Genomic DNA, 16,931 nt, shown 5'->3' on the forward strand with positions numbered 1-16,931 from the left:
GCGGCCCTGTCACGCCTGGGCCGCCACGACACAACCCGCTACCGTACTTGCTCGCAATACTGGCATATAGCCGCACGAGCCGCGTTATCATGCCCGCGCCAGCGTTCGGCATGAGCACAAGGAGCAGTAGATGAGCGATTCGCGCCAAGCGGCGTTTGCCCGGGAATGCGACCTGATCATGAAAGGCGGCATCACCAGTGGCATCGTCTACCCGCTGGCCATCACCGAGATCGCCAAGGCGTTTCGTCTGCGCAGCATCGGCGGCACCAGTGCCGGCGCCATCGCTGCAGCGGCAGCAGCAGCGGCCGAGCTGGGCCGCCAACGCTATCAGCAGGGTGAGTTGAGCAACGACCCGGCCGGCTTCGCGACAATCGAACGACTGCCCCAACACCTCTGCGTGCCCGCCGCCAATGGCCATGGCACCAAGCTGCTGGCGCTGTTCAAGCCGGCCCCGGCAGTACGCCCCCTGTTCGATACCTTCATCGCCATTCTCGAGGCCAAGGGAAAAGGCCCCTGGGCGCGGTTGTTCGCGCCATTGAAAGTCATGCTCCTGCGCCACAAGCTCGCCGCCCTGGTCGGCGCGATGCTGGCAGGCGGGCCGCTGTGGTGGAGCGCCATCAATAGCGCCAGCGCGCTGGTCTGGCTCTGGGTGCTGCTGTTCGCCGCACTGGGTGGGGTCGCAGCCGTGCTCGGACGCATGGTCATGGTGGCATTGCGCGAATTGCCGGCGAACGGTTTCGGCCTGTGCAGCGGCATGCCAACGGCCGATGACGACGCCCCGGATGAAGCCCTGACCACCTGGCTGGCCCAGTACTTCGACCAGCTCAGCGGCCAACACGACTACTGTGCCGGCCAGGCCGACGCTATCGAATGCGAGCGCCCCCTGACCTTTGGCGATCTGCGTCGCCATGGCATCGACCTGCAGGTGATGACTACCTGCCTGCCCTGCGCGGCTTCCTCGCCCTGCTCAGCAACGTTGCCAAGGACTGGAACCACGAAACCCTGTCGCTGATGCCCGGCTTTCGCGACCGTATCGGCCTGATCCAGCTGACCCGCGAAGAAGGCGGCCTCAACCTGACCATGCCCACCGAGCACATCGAACGGCTGACCCGTTACGGACGTGAAGCCGGCCAGCAGTTCGTCCTGCGCTTCGGCGACCCGCAGCACTGGCAGCCCGGCGCCCAGGCATCGCCGATGAACTGGGAGAACCACCAGATCATTCGCCTGCGCCTGCAACTGGCCAGCGTCTCTGAACAACTACAGAGCCTGGAAAGAGCCTGCCGCGAACTGCACGGCACCGAGCAGGACTACCAGCGCTTCTTCAACGCCGACGCCAGGCGCTACAGCTACCCCTTCAAAGGCCTGCATGACCTGGAGCAGGACCCGGATACCGGCCTGTATCGCACCCTGGCCGGCCTGGCGCAGGCCATGCTGGGCAAGCTGCGGGAGATCGCCCAGATGATCGAACAGCACCCGGACAGTCACCCGGCGATCGACGCCCCCAAACCCACGCCTGAACTCAAGCTGCGGCCGCGCCTGTAAGGCGCCAGCAAACGACAAGGCTGGGGTGATCAACTACCCGGATGGGCATAGGCCTCTTCGAAGAAATAATCCTTCCAGGACGCCGCCTTGTTCTTCAGCACACCCAGCTCATGCAGCTTCTCGGCATAGATGAAAGTGCGCTGCGGCGAGATGGTGAAGTCGTTTTCCGGGTCCTCGATGATCTTCTTTACGAAGTCCAGCGGCAGCTTGGAGTTCTCCACGCGAATGTACGTCTCGGCGGCTGCGGCCTTGTCTGCCTTGATGATCTGCTCGGCTTCCACCAGCGCGTCATAGAAGGCCTTGTAGGTCTTGGGGTTCTCGTCGTGGAATTTCTCGGTGGCGTAGAGCACGTTGAACGTGGCCTGGCCGCCGAGGATGTCGTAGCTGCTGATCAGCTTGTGCACCTTGGGGTTCTCCAGCGCCTGGTACTGGAACGGCGGGCTGGAGAAATGCGCGGTGATTTCCGAGCCACCCTTGATCAGCGCCGCGGTGGCGTCCGGGTGCGGCAGGCTGACGGAGATATTGTCGAAGCGCTGGAAGTTATCCTTGCCATAGCGCTTGGCGGCCTCGAGCTGCAGAGTACGCGACTGGAAGCCGACACCGGCTGCCGGCACGGCAAGACGATCCTTCTCGGACAGGTCGTCCAGCGACTTGACGTCTTCACGGTTGCTCAACACATAGCCCGGCAGTGAGCCCAACGCTGCCACCGCTTTTACGTTCTGCCGCCCATGGCTGCGATCCCACACGGTAAGCATCGGCGGCACACCCGCCGAGACCACGTCGATGGCGCCGGCCAGCAGCGCCTCGTTCATCGCGGTGGCGCCGGAAATGGTGCGCCATTCGACTTCGATCTTGTCCAGGCCCTGGGCCTTGGCATGCTTCTCGATCAGTTGCTGGTCCTTGACCACGTGCAACACCAGGTAACCGATGCCGAACTGCTGAGCGATGCTGATCGTGCCTTCGGCCTGCGCAGCCAGCGGAGTTGCCAATGCGCCGAGCAGGCCCAAGGCGGCGGCCAGACGGCCGAATTTGAAGGTGTTGGTCATGGTGTAGTTCTCGTTATGTGATCAGTGAGTTGGTCTTGTAGGGTGGGCCGGGCGGCGATCCGCTTCAGCCCACCAACTGGGTACGCCGCTGGTGGGCTCAACGCTGCATCCCCCAGCGCTTGACGGTCACCCGCTCGACCGTGGCGAACACCAGGTTCTCCACCAGCAGGCCGATCAGAATCACCGCAGCCAGGCCGGCGAAGACCTTGTCGGTGTACAGCTCGTTGCGGTTCTGGAAGATGTACCAACCCAGACCGCCCTTGCCGCTGGAGGCGCCGAACACCAGCTCGGCGGCGATCAAGGTGCGCCAGGCGAAGGCCCAGCCGATCTTCAGACCCGAGAGGATCGACGGCAGCGCAGCCGGGATCAGGATGAACAGCACGAAGCGCAGCCCTCTGAGGCCGTAGTTGCGCCCGGCCATGCGCTGGGTCTCGGAGACGCCGAGAAAACCGGCGTAGGTATTCAGCGCCAGCGCCCAGAGCACCGAATGCACCAGCACGAAGATCAGGCTGTTCTCGCCCAGGCCGAACCACAGCAGCGACAGCGGCAGCAGCGCGATGGCCGGCAGCGGGTTGAACATCGAGGTCAGCGTCGACAGCAGGTCGCGGCCCAGTTGGGTCGACACCGCCAGGGTGGTGAGCAGGAAGGCCAGGCCGATGCCGAGCAGATAGCCCTTGATCAGCACCGACAGCGAGATCGCCACCTTCTCCAGCAGCTCGCCACTGCCGATGCCCTCGACGAAGGCCTTGGCCGTCTGCACGAAGCTGGGCAACAGCAGGTCGTTGCCCTGATAACGTGCCGCCAGCTCCCAGATCAGCGCCAACACCAGCAGGATCAGCGTCTTGCGCAGCCAGCCCTGTTGCCACAGGCGCTGCAGCAACGGCAGCTCACGTTCCAGCTTGAGATCCGGCAGCGGCTGCAGAGCAATTTCGTAATCGTCTCGGCGTGCGGGGGAAAGACTCATGGTGCACGCTCCTCAGTAGGCAATGCGGATGTCATGGAAGCCCAGCTCGGCAGCGGCGCGTGCGCCCTCCTCGCTGTCCTCCTCGAACAACAGGTGATGGATGCGTTGCGCGGTCTGCTGGAACGCTGTACCACCCAGGCTGTGCAGGTCGAACTGATGGCTGCCCACCTCCGCCCGCACCCGTCCCGGATGTGGCGACAGCAGCAGAATGCGGTTGCCGACGATCAGCGCCTCCTCGATGGAGTGAGTGACGAACAACAAGGTGAAGCGCACCTCCTCCCAAAGTTGCAGCAGCTCCTCCTGCATCTTGCGGCGGGTCAACGCGTCGAGCGCGGCGAAGGGCTCGTCCATCAGCAAGATCTTCGGCTGCATGGCCAGCGCCCGGGCAATCGCCACGCGTGCCTTCATGCCGCCGGACAGGGTGTGCGGGTAGGCGTCGGCGAAGGCCGCCAGGCCGACCTTCTCCAGATAGTGCAGCGCCCGTTCTTCGGCCTCGCGACGGCCCAGGGTGCGCGACGCCAACAGCGGAAACATGACGTTCTGCTTCACCGTTTTCCACGCCGGCAACTGGTCGAACTCCTGAAACACCACGATGCGATCAGGACCGGGCTCGCGCACCTCGGCGCCATCGAGGCGGATGCTGCCGCCAATCGGCTCGATGAAACCGGCGACGGCCTTGAGCAGCGTGGACTTACCGCAGCCCGAAGGGCCAAGCAGCACGAAACGATCGGCGCGATCCACCTCGAAGCTGACTTCGTGGGTGGCGCGCACCACGCGCTGCGGAGTGCGGTATTCGAGGCTGACCTTGTCCACCTGCAAAACGGTGTCGAAAGTCGTGGCGGTTGACTGTGGGTTGCTGGCCGTGTGGCCTTGCAAGGGGGCATTCATGGGGTTCAGCTTCCTTGGCCAATGGCGGCGTCTTCGAAGAAGTAATCCTGCCAGGAGGTGGGCTTGTTCTTGATCGCGCCGACGCGCTGGAGGAATTCGGCCAACGGGTAGGTGTTGGTCGGCGTCACGCTGAACTGGAATTGCTCGTTATCGATGATCTTCAGTAGATCCTCACGGCTGATCTTGGCGCCGGTCACGCGGATGTAGGTGTCGGCGGCCGCGCCCTTGTAGTTCTGGGCGAAGTCGGCAGCCTCAGCCAGTGCAGCGACGAAGGCCTTATAGGTCTTGGGGTTGTCGTTGCGGAATTTCTCGGTGGCATAGAGCACGGTCGGCGAGTTCGGGCCGAGCAGCTTGTAGGTGTCGAGCACCACATGCACATTGGGGTTCTCCAGCGCCTGGTTCTGGAACGGCGGATTGGAGAAGTGCCCGGTCAGCTCGGTACCGCCAGACAGCAGCGAGGCGGTGGCATCCGGGTGCGGCAGGGCCACGGTGTACTTGTCCAGACGGTCGAACTCCTTGTCGCCCCACTGTTTGGCGGCGGCGTACTGAAGGAAACGCGACTGCACCGAGACGCCCACCGCCGGCACGGCGATGCGATCCTTTTCGGTGAAATCGGCGATGGTCTTGACCTTGGGATTGTTGCTCAACAGGTAGTACGGGAAGTTGCCCAGCGAGGCCACGCCCTTGACGTTCTGCTTGCCGTGGGTGCGATCCCAGACGGTGAGCAACGGGCCAATGCCGGCACCGGCGATATCGATGGCGCCGGACAGCAGCGCATCGTTGATCGCCGCGCCGCCGGAGAGTTGTTGCCAATCGACCTTGATGTCCAGACCATCGGCCTTGCCGTGCTTCTCGATCAACTGCTGGTCACGCACCACGTTGAGCAACAGATAAACGATGCCGAACTGCTCGGCGATGCGAATCTGCCCCTCGGCATGCGCTGCCTGAGGCGCCGCCAACGAGCCTGCCAGCAGGCTCAGTGACAGACCGATACCACCGGCCAGCCGGCCAAAACGTGGAATGAAAGGAAAGCGTTTGCCTAGAGACATGGCGTGACTCCATTCGGATGCAAGCGAAAAGGAAATTAGGGTGTTGCGGTCAATCAGAACGGCACGTCGCCCTGGATCGTCGTGCGGTGCATGCGCCGGCGCAGGTGGCTGGGGCAGCCCGTGGCCAGGTGGACCAGCGCGCGGTTGTCCCAGAACACCATGTCGTGTGGCTGCCACTGGTGGCGATAGATGAACTCGGGTTTGGCGCTGTGCGCGTAGAGCTCAGCGAGGATCTGCCGGCTCTCGTCCTCGGGAACGTCGAGGATATGGGTGGTGAAGTTCTCGTTGACGAACAGGCCCTTGCGCCCGGTTTCCGGGTGAGTACGCACCACCGGGTGAACCACCGACTTGACCTCGGCCAGTTGCGCCTCGGTCAGGGTCGGGCGACGAATGCCGGCGAATACCTCATCGGCATAACGGGCCGTATAGGAATGCGCAGCGCGCTTGCCTTCGATGGCCTGGCGCAATTCGGCTGGCAGGGTTTCATAAGCCAGTTGCTGGCTGGCGAACAGCGTATCGCCGCCCTCTTCCGGCAGCTCCTGAGCCAGCAGCATGGAGCCGAGGCTGGGGAATTCCTTGTAGGACAGATCCGAATGCCAGAACTTGCCGGCATCGCCCAGACCGATCGGCTGACCGTTCTCGATGATGTTGGAGATGATGAAAATCTCCGGGTGATCGGCCAGCAGAAACTGCTTGAGCACGTGGATCTGCAGCGGGCCGAAACGGCGGCTGAAGGCGATCTGCTGCTCGGGCGTGATGCGCTGGTCACGGAATACCAGCAAGGCGTGATCGAGGTGAGCGCGATGGACACGAGCGAAGTCTTCATCGCTGAGCGGCCGGGTCAGATCAAGACCGATGATCTCGGCGCCAACGGGCGCATCGAAGGGGCGAACCTCGAATGACTGTGCCGACGCCGCGGTGGTGGTATGGGCTACTGCCGACATAGAAAACTCCATGCAAAGGCGCCAATCGGCGCATCACTTTGACCGGCCGAGGGTTCGACCATGTGTTCAGTGCGGCGCGCCGATTGGTCGGCAGGTACGCATGGAGTAGAACTCTATAGGTATAAGAAAATTATTTTAAATACCGAAAAGGCATATTCATATGACCGCCAGCGAGTCGCGCCATCAGATGCCACGCTCGCCGCAGCTATCAGGCGCTTTGTCAGTCGGGCAGTGGCTTGCGTTAGGCAGAGCGGACCGGGTCTAGACCGCAGAATCAATCTGCGAATAGCCAGCTTCGACTAGCATATAGCCGTCGCTAAGAGGGGCTGCTATCGGCCAAAAGCCGTCATTGAGTGTTGACGAAAACCGGGGCGATTCAGAGTATCTTGGACGCCGATATAGGTGGACAGGCAAGCTTTTCTCAGCGAGCGTTTATTACAGCTGCTTTGCGCATGCTTTTGTGATTCATCAAAGGACTAACTATGGATCGGTACTTAGATATCAATGGTGAGAATTTACCAAGTCCTGATGATGAAAAGTGGCTTCAAATTGAACATATCTTGCAACGTTACCGTGATGTTTGGGTAATCACTGATTCATATCCGTTCATTGCAGTCGATATGGCAAAAGTGGCTTCACACTATGCTGATTTTGGTGCTTTCGCGGTATTTTCTAGTAGTGCTCGGTTGATGCAGAACATCCGTCCTGAAGATGGATTTCGTTTTTTTTCATCAGCTCTTCTCGGCGGAGGAATTGATGCAGGGTTGAGTCGCAGTGCCGAAGTTATCGTTGAGGGTATGGCTAATCCGTCTGCGAATTGGCTTATGCGTTTCAACGATCCACTGATGATTGGAATGACTCCGTTTGGAGCCATTGGCACGCTCTACTTATTTAGTGATGCTCCGCATATTTACCAACGAACCTTCGGTGAAAATATCATTATTGATCAACACAGTCGGCCTAGTTCGCAGCATGTGGATTTCAATCCACTAGCCAATCTACTTCACAGGCTCCACTACGAGTACATATCTGGGCCACGTGATCGAACTGACCTTTCAGGGTTATCAGAATTACTCGACTCCATCTTCGTAGAAAACGAGAAGATCCTGACTGTTGCCACCATGCATCATTATGCCATACCCCCAGATGACAAGGCTTTCAACTATGTAGCGCCCAAGCTAAGTCATTATGGTCGATTGATTCATGACAGTCTTAGAACGCCTCGTATTGAGCTTTCTTTTGCGTTGCTGCACTACGAAAAAGCGTTACAGGAATTTGATTCTGTGAAGGTTTCTACCGCCAAGAACGACCTTGATCGTGTTTTTTTACATGGAGTTTATTGCGTGGTTTCTGTAGCAGCTTGCATTGAAGCTATAGCAAACAAGTTGGTTTACCTCGAAATGGGTGCTCACCCTGATAAGAACTACAAGCCGAGTGAACCACTCAAGAAGATCAATAAGGTCGCCCCTATCCTCGCTGAACGAGCTGGATCTGTCTTTGTACCATTGAGGCCTGGAAATCCGGCTTATGACGCATTAGACAAGGCACGCTTACTGCGGAATACGTTTATGCATGCTAAAGAGCATGCAGAAGAGATCGACCCAGTAGCATTGACCTCTATCACTTTTCTTGATGTTGATGAAGAACATTGTCGAGCGCTTCTTCGACAGCTAAGGCTTGGGGTAGCTGAAATCTATGATCAATTACCCGAGCACAACGCACCTATTGTCACTCGGGATAACGTGAAATGGTTTGGTGATTTAGAAGTTCCATAGCGCGGACGATGATAGCTCCGTTACTTAGCATTCACGCTGGGAATTGAATCGCCCCTAGTTTCGTGCACTTTCAATGACGGCTTCTGGCCGAAAGCAGTCATTAAAGCCTGTAAACCGGCCCTAACAGCCCTACTCCCCCGCCCACTCCACCCGGTTCCGCCCTTGCGTCTTCCCCCGGTAAAGGGCGGCATCCGCCTGTTGCAGAAACTCATCGAACGCCTGCGCGCTGTTGAATTCATTCGAAACGCCAAGGGTCGCCGTACAGCGAATCGGCTCACTCAGGCTAGCGCCAGCCACTTCGCTATGTTCGATCGCTGCCCGCGCGCGCTCAGCCAACTGCAGGGCGCCGGCGCTATCGGTGTCCAGAGCGATAACCACGAATTCCTCGCCGCCCAAGCGGCAGACCAGGTCGCCCTGGCGTGCAGTGGCCTTGAGGACTTCGGCAACACGAGTCAGGACGAGGTCGCCGACGTTGTGGCCGTGGGTGTCATTGATGCTTTTGAAGTGGTCGAGATCCACGATCAGCAAATACGCCGGGCTAGCCGTGCGCGAGCGGAAGTGGGCGTCCAGGGCGTCCATCAGCCCGCGCCGGTTCAGCAGTTGGGTCAGCGGGTCATGCGCAGCCAGGTCGCGCAGTTCATCGGTAAGCCGGCGCAACACCAGCCACACGGCGCTGGGCGGCAGCACCGTCGCCAGGAACGACATATAGAGATAGAAAACCTTCTGGAAGCCGCTGCCCATATCGAGTGCCGCCAGGCCACCCTTGAGGATCATCGCGAACTTCATGGCGTTGAGGATGCAGATGCCGCCGATCAGCACGGCGAACACCAGCATCTCGACGCGCAGATCCCGGGCGAAGGTTCGCCGGCCGTAGAGCACCGCAACGGTCATGGCCAGAAACAACGAGGCACAGGCCGCAGCCAGCATGGCGTGACGGGCTTCGGTTCCCAGTAGCCATTGCACCAGCAGTTGCAACAGCGTGTAGCCGGCCACCAGCATGAGCAACGGACGCAGCACCGGCGTCGGCCGCTCGAAAAAGCGCATGGCACCCAGCACATAGACGACCGGAGCACTGAGCGTCAGCGTGTGATTGATGACGCTCACCAGCCCCTCGTCCGGTGGGCCGCCGAACAACTGCAGGATGTAGGCAAGGCCCAGCAACAGGTTGCCCAGCGCGAAGACTTCCATGCCCATTTTCTTGCCGTTCAGCCGGGTGCTGATCAGCAGGAACATCACGGAAAAACACAGCAGATACACGCAGAGCATGCCGAGGATGACGGTAGTGACCATGGTTCGCGCAAGTTGAGGGATGGCAACGGGAGCCTAGCACTGGGTGGCGCACGGCGGCGCCCTCGCCTCTCTGCGTTACAGAGGCTGTTTGCATGGCATTTCAAACCCGCGAATCGTAGGCATATGGCGCCGGGAAGGCAATTTGCCATTTATGCACGCCGGCAGGGGCAACGTGGCTGCGCGGGCCTACCGTGCGAAAAAAAGAACGCCGAGTCGGCTAAGCCGGCTCGGCGTAAACGCAAACCCGTTTGCACAGGTTTACTACCGTGTTCAACGGTGGGCAGCTAGGACACAAAAAGAGCCGCCATACAGTTTCGATCAGAAAGCCGGCAGTACCGCGCCTTCATAACGTTTTTCGATGAAGGCTTTCACTTCCGGGCTGGTCAGCGCGGCGGAGAGCTTCTTGATCGCCTCGCTGTCCTGGTTGTCCGGGCGGGCCACCAGGTAGTTGACGTAGGGCGAATCGCTGCCTTCGATCACCAGCGCGTCGCGCTTGGGATTGAGCTTGGCCTCCAGCGCATAGTTGGTGTTGATCAGCGCCAGGTCGACCTGATTCAGTACGCGCGGCACGGTGGCTGCCTCCAGCTCGCGGAACTTGAAGTTGCGCGGGTTATCGGCGATGTCACGCGGCAGTGCCTGGGCGCTGTTGGGATCCTTGAGGGTCAGCAGGCCAGCCTTCTGCAGCAGGAGCAGCGCACGGCCGCTGGTGCTGACTTCGTTGGGGATGGCAATGGTGGCGCCGTTCGGCAGTTCATCGAGGGACTTGTACTTGGTCGAATAAGCGCCGAAGGGTTCGACGTGTACGCCCTGCACGATCACCAGTTCGGTACCGCGCTGCGCATTGAAGGTGTCCAGGTACGGCTTGGTCTGGAAGTAGTTGGCATCCAGGTTCTTCTGGCTCACCTGCAGGTTGGGCTGAACGTAGTCGGTGAAGACCTTGATATCCAGATCCACGCCTTGCTTGGCCAGCTCGGGCTTGATCAGTTCGAGAATTTCGGCGTGCGGCACCGGGGTGGCGGCAACGCTCAGTTTTTCGCCAGCATGGGCCAGGGAGGCAGTCAGGGCAGCGGCCAGGGCGGTCAACAGCAGGGTCTTCTTCATAGTTCCTTGTTCTCGGTCTGTGGCACCGGCTGGATCAGCAGTCCGGCGCGTTTGGCTGGTACCCGTGGATGTGGCGGGCTGGGCGCGACAGTACGGAAAATTATTTATTCCATAAAATAATTATTAATTATTTTCTTATGCCCAAAATAAACAGTCGCCCCTGTTTGTGAGCACCGCCACCATCCATCTAGAGTGGATAGCCTTCAATCCGCAGGATGTTCCCGTGCTCACTGCCGCCCTCGCCCGCTTCCCCCGCCTGCAGCTGATTTCTCAGGCCACTGCTCTGCAGCGTATGCCACGCCTGTCGCAACACCTGGGCCGCGATATCTGGATCAAACGCGACGGCCTCACCCCGTTTGAGCCAGACGCAAATGGGTATCGAACTCCCGAATGTACGCTTGATTACACTCGCCCGATCCATCAATCGATGAATGTGAAAGGCGATACCCAACATGACTGCCGCCCTCCTGGAGCAAACCACAAAAATATAAAAATATTCTAAAAAAGTATTTATCTATTCCATTTAGCATAGATAGTCTTGCTCCACCGGACCGCCGGACACCCTGACAACACCTGAACAACGTCCTGCGGCTCGGCATCCTCGTCAGAAGGGCCAGCTCGCCTTCGAGGAGCACCACCATGACCCCGTTTCCATTCGTGCGCCGCGTACTGGCCGCACTGACCCTGTCGAGCGCGACCCTGGTCGCCCAGGCCGCCGACTTCACCGTTGCCTACCAGACCACCGTCGACCCGGCCAAGGTCGCTCAGGCCGATGGTGCCTATGAAAAAGCCATCCAGGCCAAGATCGACTGGCGCAAGTTCGACAGCGGCGCCGAAGTGATCACCGCCGTCGCCTCGGGCGATGTACAGATCGGCTACGTCGGCTCCAGCCCGCTGGCAGCAGCCGCCACCCGACAACTGCCGGTACAGACCTTCCTCATCGCCGCGCAGATCGGCGCCGCCGAGGCACTGGTCGTACGCAATGGCAGCGGCATCGACAAACCGGCCGACCTGATCGGCAAGAAGGTCGCCGTGCCGTTCGTTTCAACCGGCCACTACAGCCTGCTGGCCGCGCTTAAGCACTGGAGCATCGACCCGAGCAAGGTGCAGATCCTCAACCTGGCGCCACCGGCAATCACCGCTGCCTGGCAGCGTGGCGATATCGACGCCACCTACGTCTGGGATCCGGCCCTCGGTGTGGCCAAGGAAACCGGCAAGGTGCTGATCACCTCCGGCGAACTCAGCGAGCTGGGCGCACCGACCTTCGATGCCTGGATCGTGCGCAAGGACTTCGCCGAGAAGCATCCGGAGATCGTGCGTGCGTTTGCCAAGGTCACCCTCGATGCCTACGCCAACTACCGTCAGGACCCGCAGGCCTGGCTAGCCAACCAGGACAACATCGCCAAGGTGGTGAAACTCTCCGGCGCCAAGGCCGAGGACATCCCGCTGCTGCTGCAGGGCAATGTCTTCCCGCTGGCCGCCGACCAGGTGACCGCCCTCGGCGCGCCGACCACCCAGGCCGTCAGCGCCACCGCAGGCTTCCTCAAGGAGCAAGGCAAGGTGGACAAGGTGCTGCCTGACTACGCGCCCTACGTTAGCAATCAGTACATCACTAACTAAGCCACGTTTTTCCGGGCGGCCAGGCCGCCCGGTCTCCTTTCATGCCCGGAGTCCATTCCATGCCCCGTATCCATCGCCTGTTCGCAGCCGTTGCCGCTGCTGCGTTCGCCTCGTTCAGCCAGGCTGCCGACCTGACAATCGCCTACCAGACCGGCATCGATCCGACCAAGGTCGCTCAGGCCGACGGTGCCTATGAGCAGGCCATTGGCCAGAAGATCGACTGGCGCCGCTTCAACAGCGGCGCCGAAGTGGTCACCGCCATCGCCTCTGGCGACGTGCAGATCGGCAACCTCGGCTCCAGCCCATTGGCAGCCGCCGCCAGCCGTAACCTGCCTATCGTCACCTTCGTCGTCGCCGCGCAGATCAATGCCGCCGAGGCGCTGGTCGTACGCAATGGCAGCGGTATCGAGAAACCCGCCGACCTCACCGGCAAGACCCTCGCCACGCCGTTCGTGTCCACCTCGCACTACAGCCTGCTCGGTGCCCTCAAGCACTGGCAGATCGACCCGGCCAAGGTGCGCATCGTCAACCTCAACCCGGCCGAGATCAACGCTGCCTGGCAACGCGGCAACATCGACGGCGCCTTCGTCTGGTCGCCGGCACTGGGCGAGATCAAGAAGACCGGCAAGGTACTCACCGACGCCGCCGAAGTCGGCACCTGGGGCGCACCGACCTTCGAGGTCTGGGTCGCGCGCAAGGATTTCGCCGAGAAACACCCCGAAGTGCTGGAACAGTTCGCCAAGGTCACCCTCGACAGCTTCGCCCGCTATGCGGCGGAGAAAGACCAGTGGACCGCCGACTCCGAACCGGTGCGCAAGATCGCCGCGCTGACCGGTTCCAACCCCGAGGACGTACCCGAGCTGCTGGCCGGCTCCGCCTTCCCGGATCGTCAGCAACAACTGGCACTGCTCGGCGAACGCACCGCTGGCGACATCGCCGCCACCGCCGCCTTCCTCAAGGAACAGGGCAAGGCCGACCGCGTGCTGCCGGACTACTCGCCCTACGTCAGCAGCCAGTACATCAAACCCTGAACCCGCGCCTGCCTTGAAGAGAACCTGAACATGGCCCTACTCGAACTGGAGCACATCAGCGCACAGTACCCGGGCGCCGCCAATGCGGTATTGAGCGACCTGTCCTTCAACCTCGGCCCCGAGCAACTGCTGGTCGCCCTCGGCCCCTCCGGCAGCGGCAAGACCACCCTGCTCAACCTGATCGCCGGCTTCGTCTCTCCCAGCGCCGGGCGCATCAGCCTGGATGGCAAGCCCGTCGCGGGGCCTGGTGCCGAGCGCGGCGTGGTATTCCAGGACGACGCCCTGCTGCCCTGGCAGAACGTGCTGGAGAACGTCGCCTTCGGCCTGCAACTGGCCGGCGTGGGCCGTGCAGAGCGCGAGGCCAAGGCGCGTGAACTGCTCGCCCTGGTCGACCTGGCCGGCTTCGAGCAGCGCCACATCTGGGAACTCTCTGGCGGGCAGAAACAACGCGTGGGCCTGGCCCGCGCACTCACTGCCGACCCGCGCGTGATGCTGATGGACGAGCCCTTCGGCGCCCTTGACGCCTTCACCCGCGAGCAGATGCAGGAGCTGTTGCTGCAGGTCTGGCAGCGCACGCACAAGCCGGTGTTCCTGATCACCCACGACATTGAGGAAGCCGTATTCCTCGCCACCGATCTGGTACTGCTGGCGCCCAACCCCGGACGCATCGTCGAGCACCTGCGGCTGGACTTCGGCCGCCGCTACGCCGCAGGCGAAAGCGCCCGTGCGATCAAGTCCGACCGCGCCTTCATCGAAACCCGCGAGCACGTGCTCGCCCAGGTCTTTGCCCAACGCCAGGGGAGCCGCACATGAGCAGCTACGAATACCTCTACGCCAAGACGCCCGCAGAACAGCGCGCGGTGAAACCGCGTCGTGAACTGAGCCTGCTGACCATCAGCAGCCTGAGCATCGCCAGCCTGCTCTGGTTGTGGTGGGCGGTAACCAGCGCCGGGCTGATCGAGCCCCTGTTCCTGCCCAGCCCGCAAGCCGTGCTCGCCCGCGGCTGGAAACTGCTCGGCGAGGGCTATATGAACGCCAGCCTGTGGCTGCATCTGGGCGCCAGCCTCGGGCGCATCGGCCTCGGCCTGCTGGCCGCGGTACTCACCGCCGTGCCGCTGGGCATCGCCATCGGCCGTCACCGCATCGCCCGCGGCATCTTCGACCCGCTGATCGAGTTCTACCGGCCGATCCCACCGCTGGCCTACCTGCCGCTGATCGTCATCTGGTGCGGCATCGGCGAGCTGTCCAAGGTGCTGCTGATCTACCTGGCGATCTTCGCCCCGGTGGCCATCGCCACCGCCACCGGCGTGCGCAACGTCGACCCGACCAAACTGCGCGCCGCGCAATCGCTCGGCGCCACGCCGTTGCAGTTGATACGCCACGTGATCCTGCCCAGCGCCCTGCCGGACATCCTCACCGGCATCCGCATCGGCCTTGGTGTGGGCTGGTCGACCCTGGTCGCCGCCGAACTGATCGCCGCCACCGAAGGCCTGGGTTTCATGGTGCAGTCGGCGGCGCAGTTCCTGGTCACCGACGTGGTGATCCTCGGCATCCTCGTCATCGCCCTGATCGCCTTCGCCCTCGAACTGGGCCTGCGCGCCCTGCAACGCAAACTGGTGCCCTGGCACGGCCAGGCGCATTGAGAGAGACACCCGACATGCCCCTGCACATCACCCCGCTCAGCCCGGCACTCGGCGCCCAGGTCAGCGGTATCGATCTGCGCCAGCCACTCACTGCCAGCCTACGCCAGCAAGTGGAAGACGCCCTGCTGCAATACCAGGTGCTGTTCTTCCGCGAGCAGCCCATCGAGCCACAACAACAGGCAGCTCTCGCCGCACAGTTCGGTGACCTGCACATCCACCCGCTCTACCCCAACGTGCCCGAGCAACCTGAAATCCTCGTTCTCGACACCGCCGTGACCGACGTGCGCGACAATGCCATCTGGCACACCGACGTCAGCTTTCTGGAGACTCCGGCCCTCGGCGCGGTACTCGCCGCCAAGCACCTGCCGCCCTACGGCGGCGATACCCTGTGGGCCAGCAGCAGCGCCGCCTATGACGCCCTATCGCAGCCGCTAAAGCAGCTGCTCGACGACCTCACCGCCACCCACGACTTCACCCGCTCCTTCCCGCTGGAGCGCTTCGGCAATACGCCCGAAGCCCTGGCGCATTACCACGAAGTGCAACGCACCCACCCGCCCGTGGTTCACCCGGTGGTGCGTACCCACCCGGTTACCGGGCGCAAGGGACTGTTCGTCAACGACGGTTTCACCAACCGCATCAACGAACTGGAAGCGGCCGAAAGCGACGCCCTGCTGCGCTTTCTCTTCGCCCACGCCACCCGCCCGGAATTCACCATCCGCTGGCGCTGGCAGGAAAACGACGTGGCCTTCTGGGACAACCGCATCACCCAGCACTACGCCGTCGACGACTACCGTCCACAACGGCGGGTGATGCATCGGGCGACGGTGCTGGGGGACAGGCCGAGGTGAGGGGCGCAGTGCTGATCAACAAGCCACTAACGGCATGCGTAGGGATCGAGACTGCTTCGTTACCTGTATTGAATGAAGATCGGTGGTACAGGCTGCCTATAGCCAGAGACCGGCTGCATGTGCAGCAAATTAATCTGTCCCGTTTTCCATCGCCTTCACACGCGGAGCACCTTCGAGCAACGCGAAGCTGATGCATTCCGTTTCAAGCATCACATCCATCAGGCGCTGCTCACCCAGTCGAAGCAGGGCCGGCGTGCTGCGGGAATGGCAAGGTATACGCTTCTTCGTGCAGTGCGACCCTATCGATAGTGCTAACGGCCGCCCGGCACCTGATCGGAACTGCAGTGTGAAGGCAAACGATCAGCATCTAATGAGTGCCACTTTCATCTTCAAAGACTAACCACTGTCGATCCATGGCTAGCGGGTTGTCGCACAGGCGCCAGCCGCCCCGTGGTGCGCGCTGCGCCCCCTACCCCTGCGCCGTATGCTTATGCAGCGTTTCGCCTGGCGAAACGCTGCAGTGAATCTCCGCGATGGCTGAAGTTACATGTGCCAAGTGATACCATTACGCGCTTCGACGCCGCTCCGTCCAACGACGGCAACCGGCGCCACGATGCCCGACACTCCCCCCATGCCTCATCAGCCTTATCGGCTCGTCTGCCGGCAGGGACGTAGCGTTCACTTATATGCGCAGGTTCGTCTTCCTCGGTTCGGGCCGAGCTGAAAGGCTCGAAAGCGGTATCCCCCTTTAAACAGCGCACCTCAAGTTATTGATAGGTAAGTCCTTTGATTTCCACCGCTAACATCACCATGCAACTTTGCATGCGTTTAGGCGGGTGTCTATGGGTTTGAAACCCGCGTAAAACGGGCACTTCAAACCCATTCGAACACAACGGAACTCACCAAGTGGTATCAGAATTGGTATCACTGTCTCGCCCGTCCCGGGCAACTACTCTCCCCTCAACCCCTCATACGCTTTCTCACACGCCGCCCCGGCTATTCCTCGCTGGTCGGCGATGTCAGCATAGAGTCGAACAGCCTCTCCGAGCCGGCCGAACAGGTCGGCTCGCACTCTGGCGGCGTCTTCGGCTGCCTGGCCGAGCTGGGCAGTGATGGAATTGCCGGCGTCACGACTGCGTTGCTCAGCGGCTGCGAGGCGCTGCTGCAGGCGCTCAAGAGCGGTACCAGCG

At 61.4% G+C, this 16,931-nt stretch carries 17 protein-coding genes; 8 read left to right on the forward strand and 9 right to left on the reverse strand.

Features of this window, described 5'->3' with window-relative positions; all coding sequences use genetic code 11:
• Window positions 1-130: 130 nt before the first annotated feature.
• Window positions 131-1,012, forward strand: coding sequence for a hypothetical protein (locus ACNFCJ_RS17570; RefSeq protein WP_416772716.1), 882 nt, complete (start codon window positions 131-133; stop codon window positions 1,010-1,012).
• Window positions 1,012-1,542 (forward strand): hypothetical protein, encoded by a 531-nt coding sequence (locus tag ACNFCJ_RS17575; RefSeq protein WP_416772718.1) that lies wholly within the window; start codon window positions 1,012-1,014, stop codon window positions 1,540-1,542. Before ACNFCJ_RS17570 ends, ACNFCJ_RS17575 begins: the two co-directional genes overlap by 1 nt.
• Window positions 1,543-1,571: 29 nt before the next feature.
• Here ACNFCJ_RS17575 and ACNFCJ_RS17580 read toward each other — a convergent pair whose 3' ends face one another.
• From ACNFCJ_RS17580 to ACNFCJ_RS17600, 5 genes are all read right to left on the reverse strand, one after another.
• On the reverse strand, window positions 1,572-2,588 hold the full coding sequence (locus ACNFCJ_RS17580) for an ABC transporter substrate-binding protein (protein WP_416772720.1): 1,017 nt from the start codon (window positions 2,586-2,588) through the stop codon (window positions 1,572-1,574).
• Window positions 2,589-2,685: 97 nt separating this feature from the next.
• Window positions 2,686-3,552 carry an ABC transporter permease gene (locus tag ACNFCJ_RS17585; RefSeq protein WP_416772722.1) on the reverse strand — a complete coding sequence of 289 codons (867 nt, stop codon included), beginning with the start codon at window positions 3,550-3,552 and terminating at the stop codon, window positions 2,686-2,688.
• A gap of 12 nt (window positions 3,553-3,564) precedes the next feature.
• On the reverse strand, window positions 3,565-4,440 hold the full coding sequence (locus ACNFCJ_RS17590; RefSeq protein ID WP_416772724.1) for an ABC transporter ATP-binding protein: 876 nt from the start codon (window positions 4,438-4,440) through the stop codon (window positions 3,565-3,567).
• 5 nt (window positions 4,441-4,445) lie between these two features.
• On the reverse strand, window positions 4,446-5,489 hold the full coding sequence (locus tag ACNFCJ_RS17595; RefSeq protein WP_416772726.1) for an ABC transporter substrate-binding protein: 1,044 nt from the start codon (window positions 5,487-5,489) through the stop codon (window positions 4,446-4,448).
• Between the two features lie 53 nt (window positions 5,490-5,542).
• A complete protein-coding gene (locus ACNFCJ_RS17600) occupies window positions 5,543-6,433 on the reverse strand; it encodes a TauD/TfdA dioxygenase family protein (protein WP_179544721.1) in 891 nt (296 codons plus the stop codon).
• A gap of 482 nt (window positions 6,434-6,915) precedes the next feature.
• Between ACNFCJ_RS17600 and ACNFCJ_RS17605 the strand changes: the two genes are divergently transcribed.
• On the forward strand, window positions 6,916-8,208 hold the full coding sequence (locus tag ACNFCJ_RS17605; protein WP_416772728.1) for a hypothetical protein: 1,293 nt from the start codon (window positions 6,916-6,918) through the stop codon (window positions 8,206-8,208).
• 129 nt (window positions 8,209-8,337) lie between these two features.
• Here ACNFCJ_RS17605 and ACNFCJ_RS17610 read toward each other — a convergent pair whose 3' ends face one another.
• The 3 genes from ACNFCJ_RS17610 to ACNFCJ_RS17620 form a co-directional block, all read right to left on the reverse strand.
• Window positions 8,338-9,498: a GGDEF domain-containing protein gene (locus ACNFCJ_RS17610; protein ID WP_416772730.1), complete on the reverse strand. Its 1,161-nt coding sequence runs from the start codon at window positions 9,496-9,498 to the stop codon at window positions 8,338-8,340.
• Window positions 9,499-9,816: 318 nt separating this feature from the next.
• Entirely contained in the window at window positions 9,817-10,599 is a 783-nt protein-coding gene (locus ACNFCJ_RS17615) for a MetQ/NlpA family ABC transporter substrate-binding protein (protein ID WP_106732463.1), read from the reverse strand.
• A gap of 187 nt (window positions 10,600-10,786) precedes the next feature.
• Window positions 10,787-11,053: a hypothetical protein gene (locus ACNFCJ_RS17620; protein ID WP_416772732.1), complete on the reverse strand. Its 267-nt coding sequence runs from the start codon at window positions 11,051-11,053 to the stop codon at window positions 10,787-10,789.
• A 185-nt stretch (window positions 11,054-11,238) separates the two neighbouring features.
• Between ACNFCJ_RS17620 and tauA (ACNFCJ_RS17625) the strand changes: the two genes are divergently transcribed.
• Genes tauA (ACNFCJ_RS17625) through tauD form a run of 5 tightly spaced genes read left to right on the forward strand, consistent with a single transcriptional unit; the run spans window position 11,239 to window position 15,741 of the window.
• Window positions 11,239-12,219: a taurine ABC transporter substrate-binding protein gene (tauA, locus tag ACNFCJ_RS17625; RefSeq protein WP_416772733.1), complete on the forward strand. Its 981-nt coding sequence runs from the start codon at window positions 11,239-11,241 to the stop codon at window positions 12,217-12,219.
• A 59-nt stretch (window positions 12,220-12,278) separates the two neighbouring features.
• On the forward strand, window positions 12,279-13,250 hold the full coding sequence (gene tauA / locus ACNFCJ_RS17630) for a taurine ABC transporter substrate-binding protein (protein WP_416772735.1): 972 nt from the start codon (window positions 12,279-12,281) through the stop codon (window positions 13,248-13,250).
• Window positions 13,251-13,280: 30 nt separating this feature from the next.
• Complete coding sequence (gene tauB / locus ACNFCJ_RS17635) at window positions 13,281-14,063, forward strand: taurine ABC transporter ATP-binding subunit (RefSeq protein ID WP_416772736.1); 783 nt, start codon at window positions 13,281-13,283, stop codon at window positions 14,061-14,063.
• A complete protein-coding gene (gene tauC / locus ACNFCJ_RS17640) occupies window positions 14,060-14,893 on the forward strand; it encodes a taurine ABC transporter permease TauC (RefSeq protein WP_416772737.1) in 834 nt (277 codons plus the stop codon). Before tauB ends, tauC begins: the two co-directional genes overlap by 4 nt.
• 14 nt (window positions 14,894-14,907) lie before the next feature.
• The gene (gene tauD / locus ACNFCJ_RS17645; protein WP_416772738.1) at window positions 14,908-15,741 is read left to right on the forward strand and encodes a taurine dioxygenase; all 834 of its coding nucleotides are present in this window, start codon (window positions 14,908-14,910) and stop codon (window positions 15,739-15,741) included.
• Between the two features lie 949 nt (window positions 15,742-16,690).
• Here tauD and ACNFCJ_RS17650 read toward each other — a convergent pair.
• A partial coding sequence (locus ACNFCJ_RS17650) for a DUF2514 family protein (RefSeq protein WP_416772739.1) occupies window positions 16,691-16,931 on the reverse strand: 241 nt, incomplete at its 5' end.

The organism is Pseudomonas sp. NY15364 (assembly GCF_048068235.1).
GTDB lineage: Bacteria > Pseudomonadota > Gammaproteobacteria > Pseudomonadales > Pseudomonadaceae > Aquipseudomonas > Aquipseudomonas mendocina_D.

What these genes read in the sequence shown, in the direction of transcription:
- ACNFCJ_RS17615 (WP_106732463.1), bottom strand. Translation starts at nt 10,599, where the DNA reads ATGAAGAAGACCCTGCTGTTGACCGCCCTGGCCGCTGCCCTGACTGCC.
- ACNFCJ_RS17575 (WP_416772718.1), top strand. Translation starts at nt 1,012, where the DNA reads ATGCCCGGCTTTCGCGACCGTATCGGCCTGATCCAGCTGACCCGCGAA.
- tauC (WP_416772737.1), top strand. Translation starts at nt 14,060, where the DNA reads ATGAGCAGCTACGAATACCTCTACGCCAAGACGCCCGCAGAACAGCGC.
- ACNFCJ_RS17585 (WP_416772722.1), bottom strand. Translation starts at nt 3,552, where the DNA reads ATGAGTCTTTCCCCCGCACGCCGAGACGATTACGAAATTGCTCTGCAG.
- tauB (WP_416772736.1), top strand. Translation starts at nt 13,281, where the DNA reads ATGGCCCTACTCGAACTGGAGCACATCAGCGCACAGTACCCGGGCGCC.
- ACNFCJ_RS17600 (WP_179544721.1), bottom strand. Translation starts at nt 6,433, where the DNA reads ATGTCGGCAGTAGCCCATACCACCACCGCGGCGTCGGCACAGTCATTC.
- ACNFCJ_RS17605 (WP_416772728.1), top strand. Translation starts at nt 6,916, where the DNA reads ATGGATCGGTACTTAGATATCAATGGTGAGAATTTACCAAGTCCTGAT.
- ACNFCJ_RS17570 (WP_416772716.1), top strand. Translation starts at nt 131, where the DNA reads ATGAGCGATTCGCGCCAAGCGGCGTTTGCCCGGGAATGCGACCTGATC.
- ACNFCJ_RS17580 (WP_416772720.1), bottom strand. Translation starts at nt 2,588, where the DNA reads ATGACCAACACCTTCAAATTCGGCCGTCTGGCCGCCGCCTTGGGCCTG.
- ACNFCJ_RS17595 (WP_416772726.1), bottom strand. Translation starts at nt 5,489, where the DNA reads ATGTCTCTAGGCAAACGCTTTCCTTTCATTCCACGTTTTGGCCGGCTG.
- ACNFCJ_RS17610 (WP_416772730.1), bottom strand. Translation starts at nt 9,498, where the DNA reads ATGGTCACTACCGTCATCCTCGGCATGCTCTGCGTGTATCTGCTGTGT.
- ACNFCJ_RS17590 (WP_416772724.1), bottom strand. Translation starts at nt 4,440, where the DNA reads ATGAATGCCCCCTTGCAAGGCCACACGGCCAGCAACCCACAGTCAACC.
- tauA (WP_416772733.1), top strand. Translation starts at nt 11,239, where the DNA reads ATGACCCCGTTTCCATTCGTGCGCCGCGTACTGGCCGCACTGACCCTG.
- tauD (WP_416772738.1), top strand. Translation starts at nt 14,908, where the DNA reads ATGCCCCTGCACATCACCCCGCTCAGCCCGGCACTCGGCGCCCAGGTC.
- ACNFCJ_RS17620 (WP_416772732.1), bottom strand. Translation starts at nt 11,053, where the DNA reads ATGTTGGGTATCGCCTTTCACATTCATCGATTGATGGATCGGGCGAGT.
- tauA (WP_416772735.1), top strand. Translation starts at nt 12,279, where the DNA reads ATGCCCCGTATCCATCGCCTGTTCGCAGCCGTTGCCGCTGCTGCGTTC.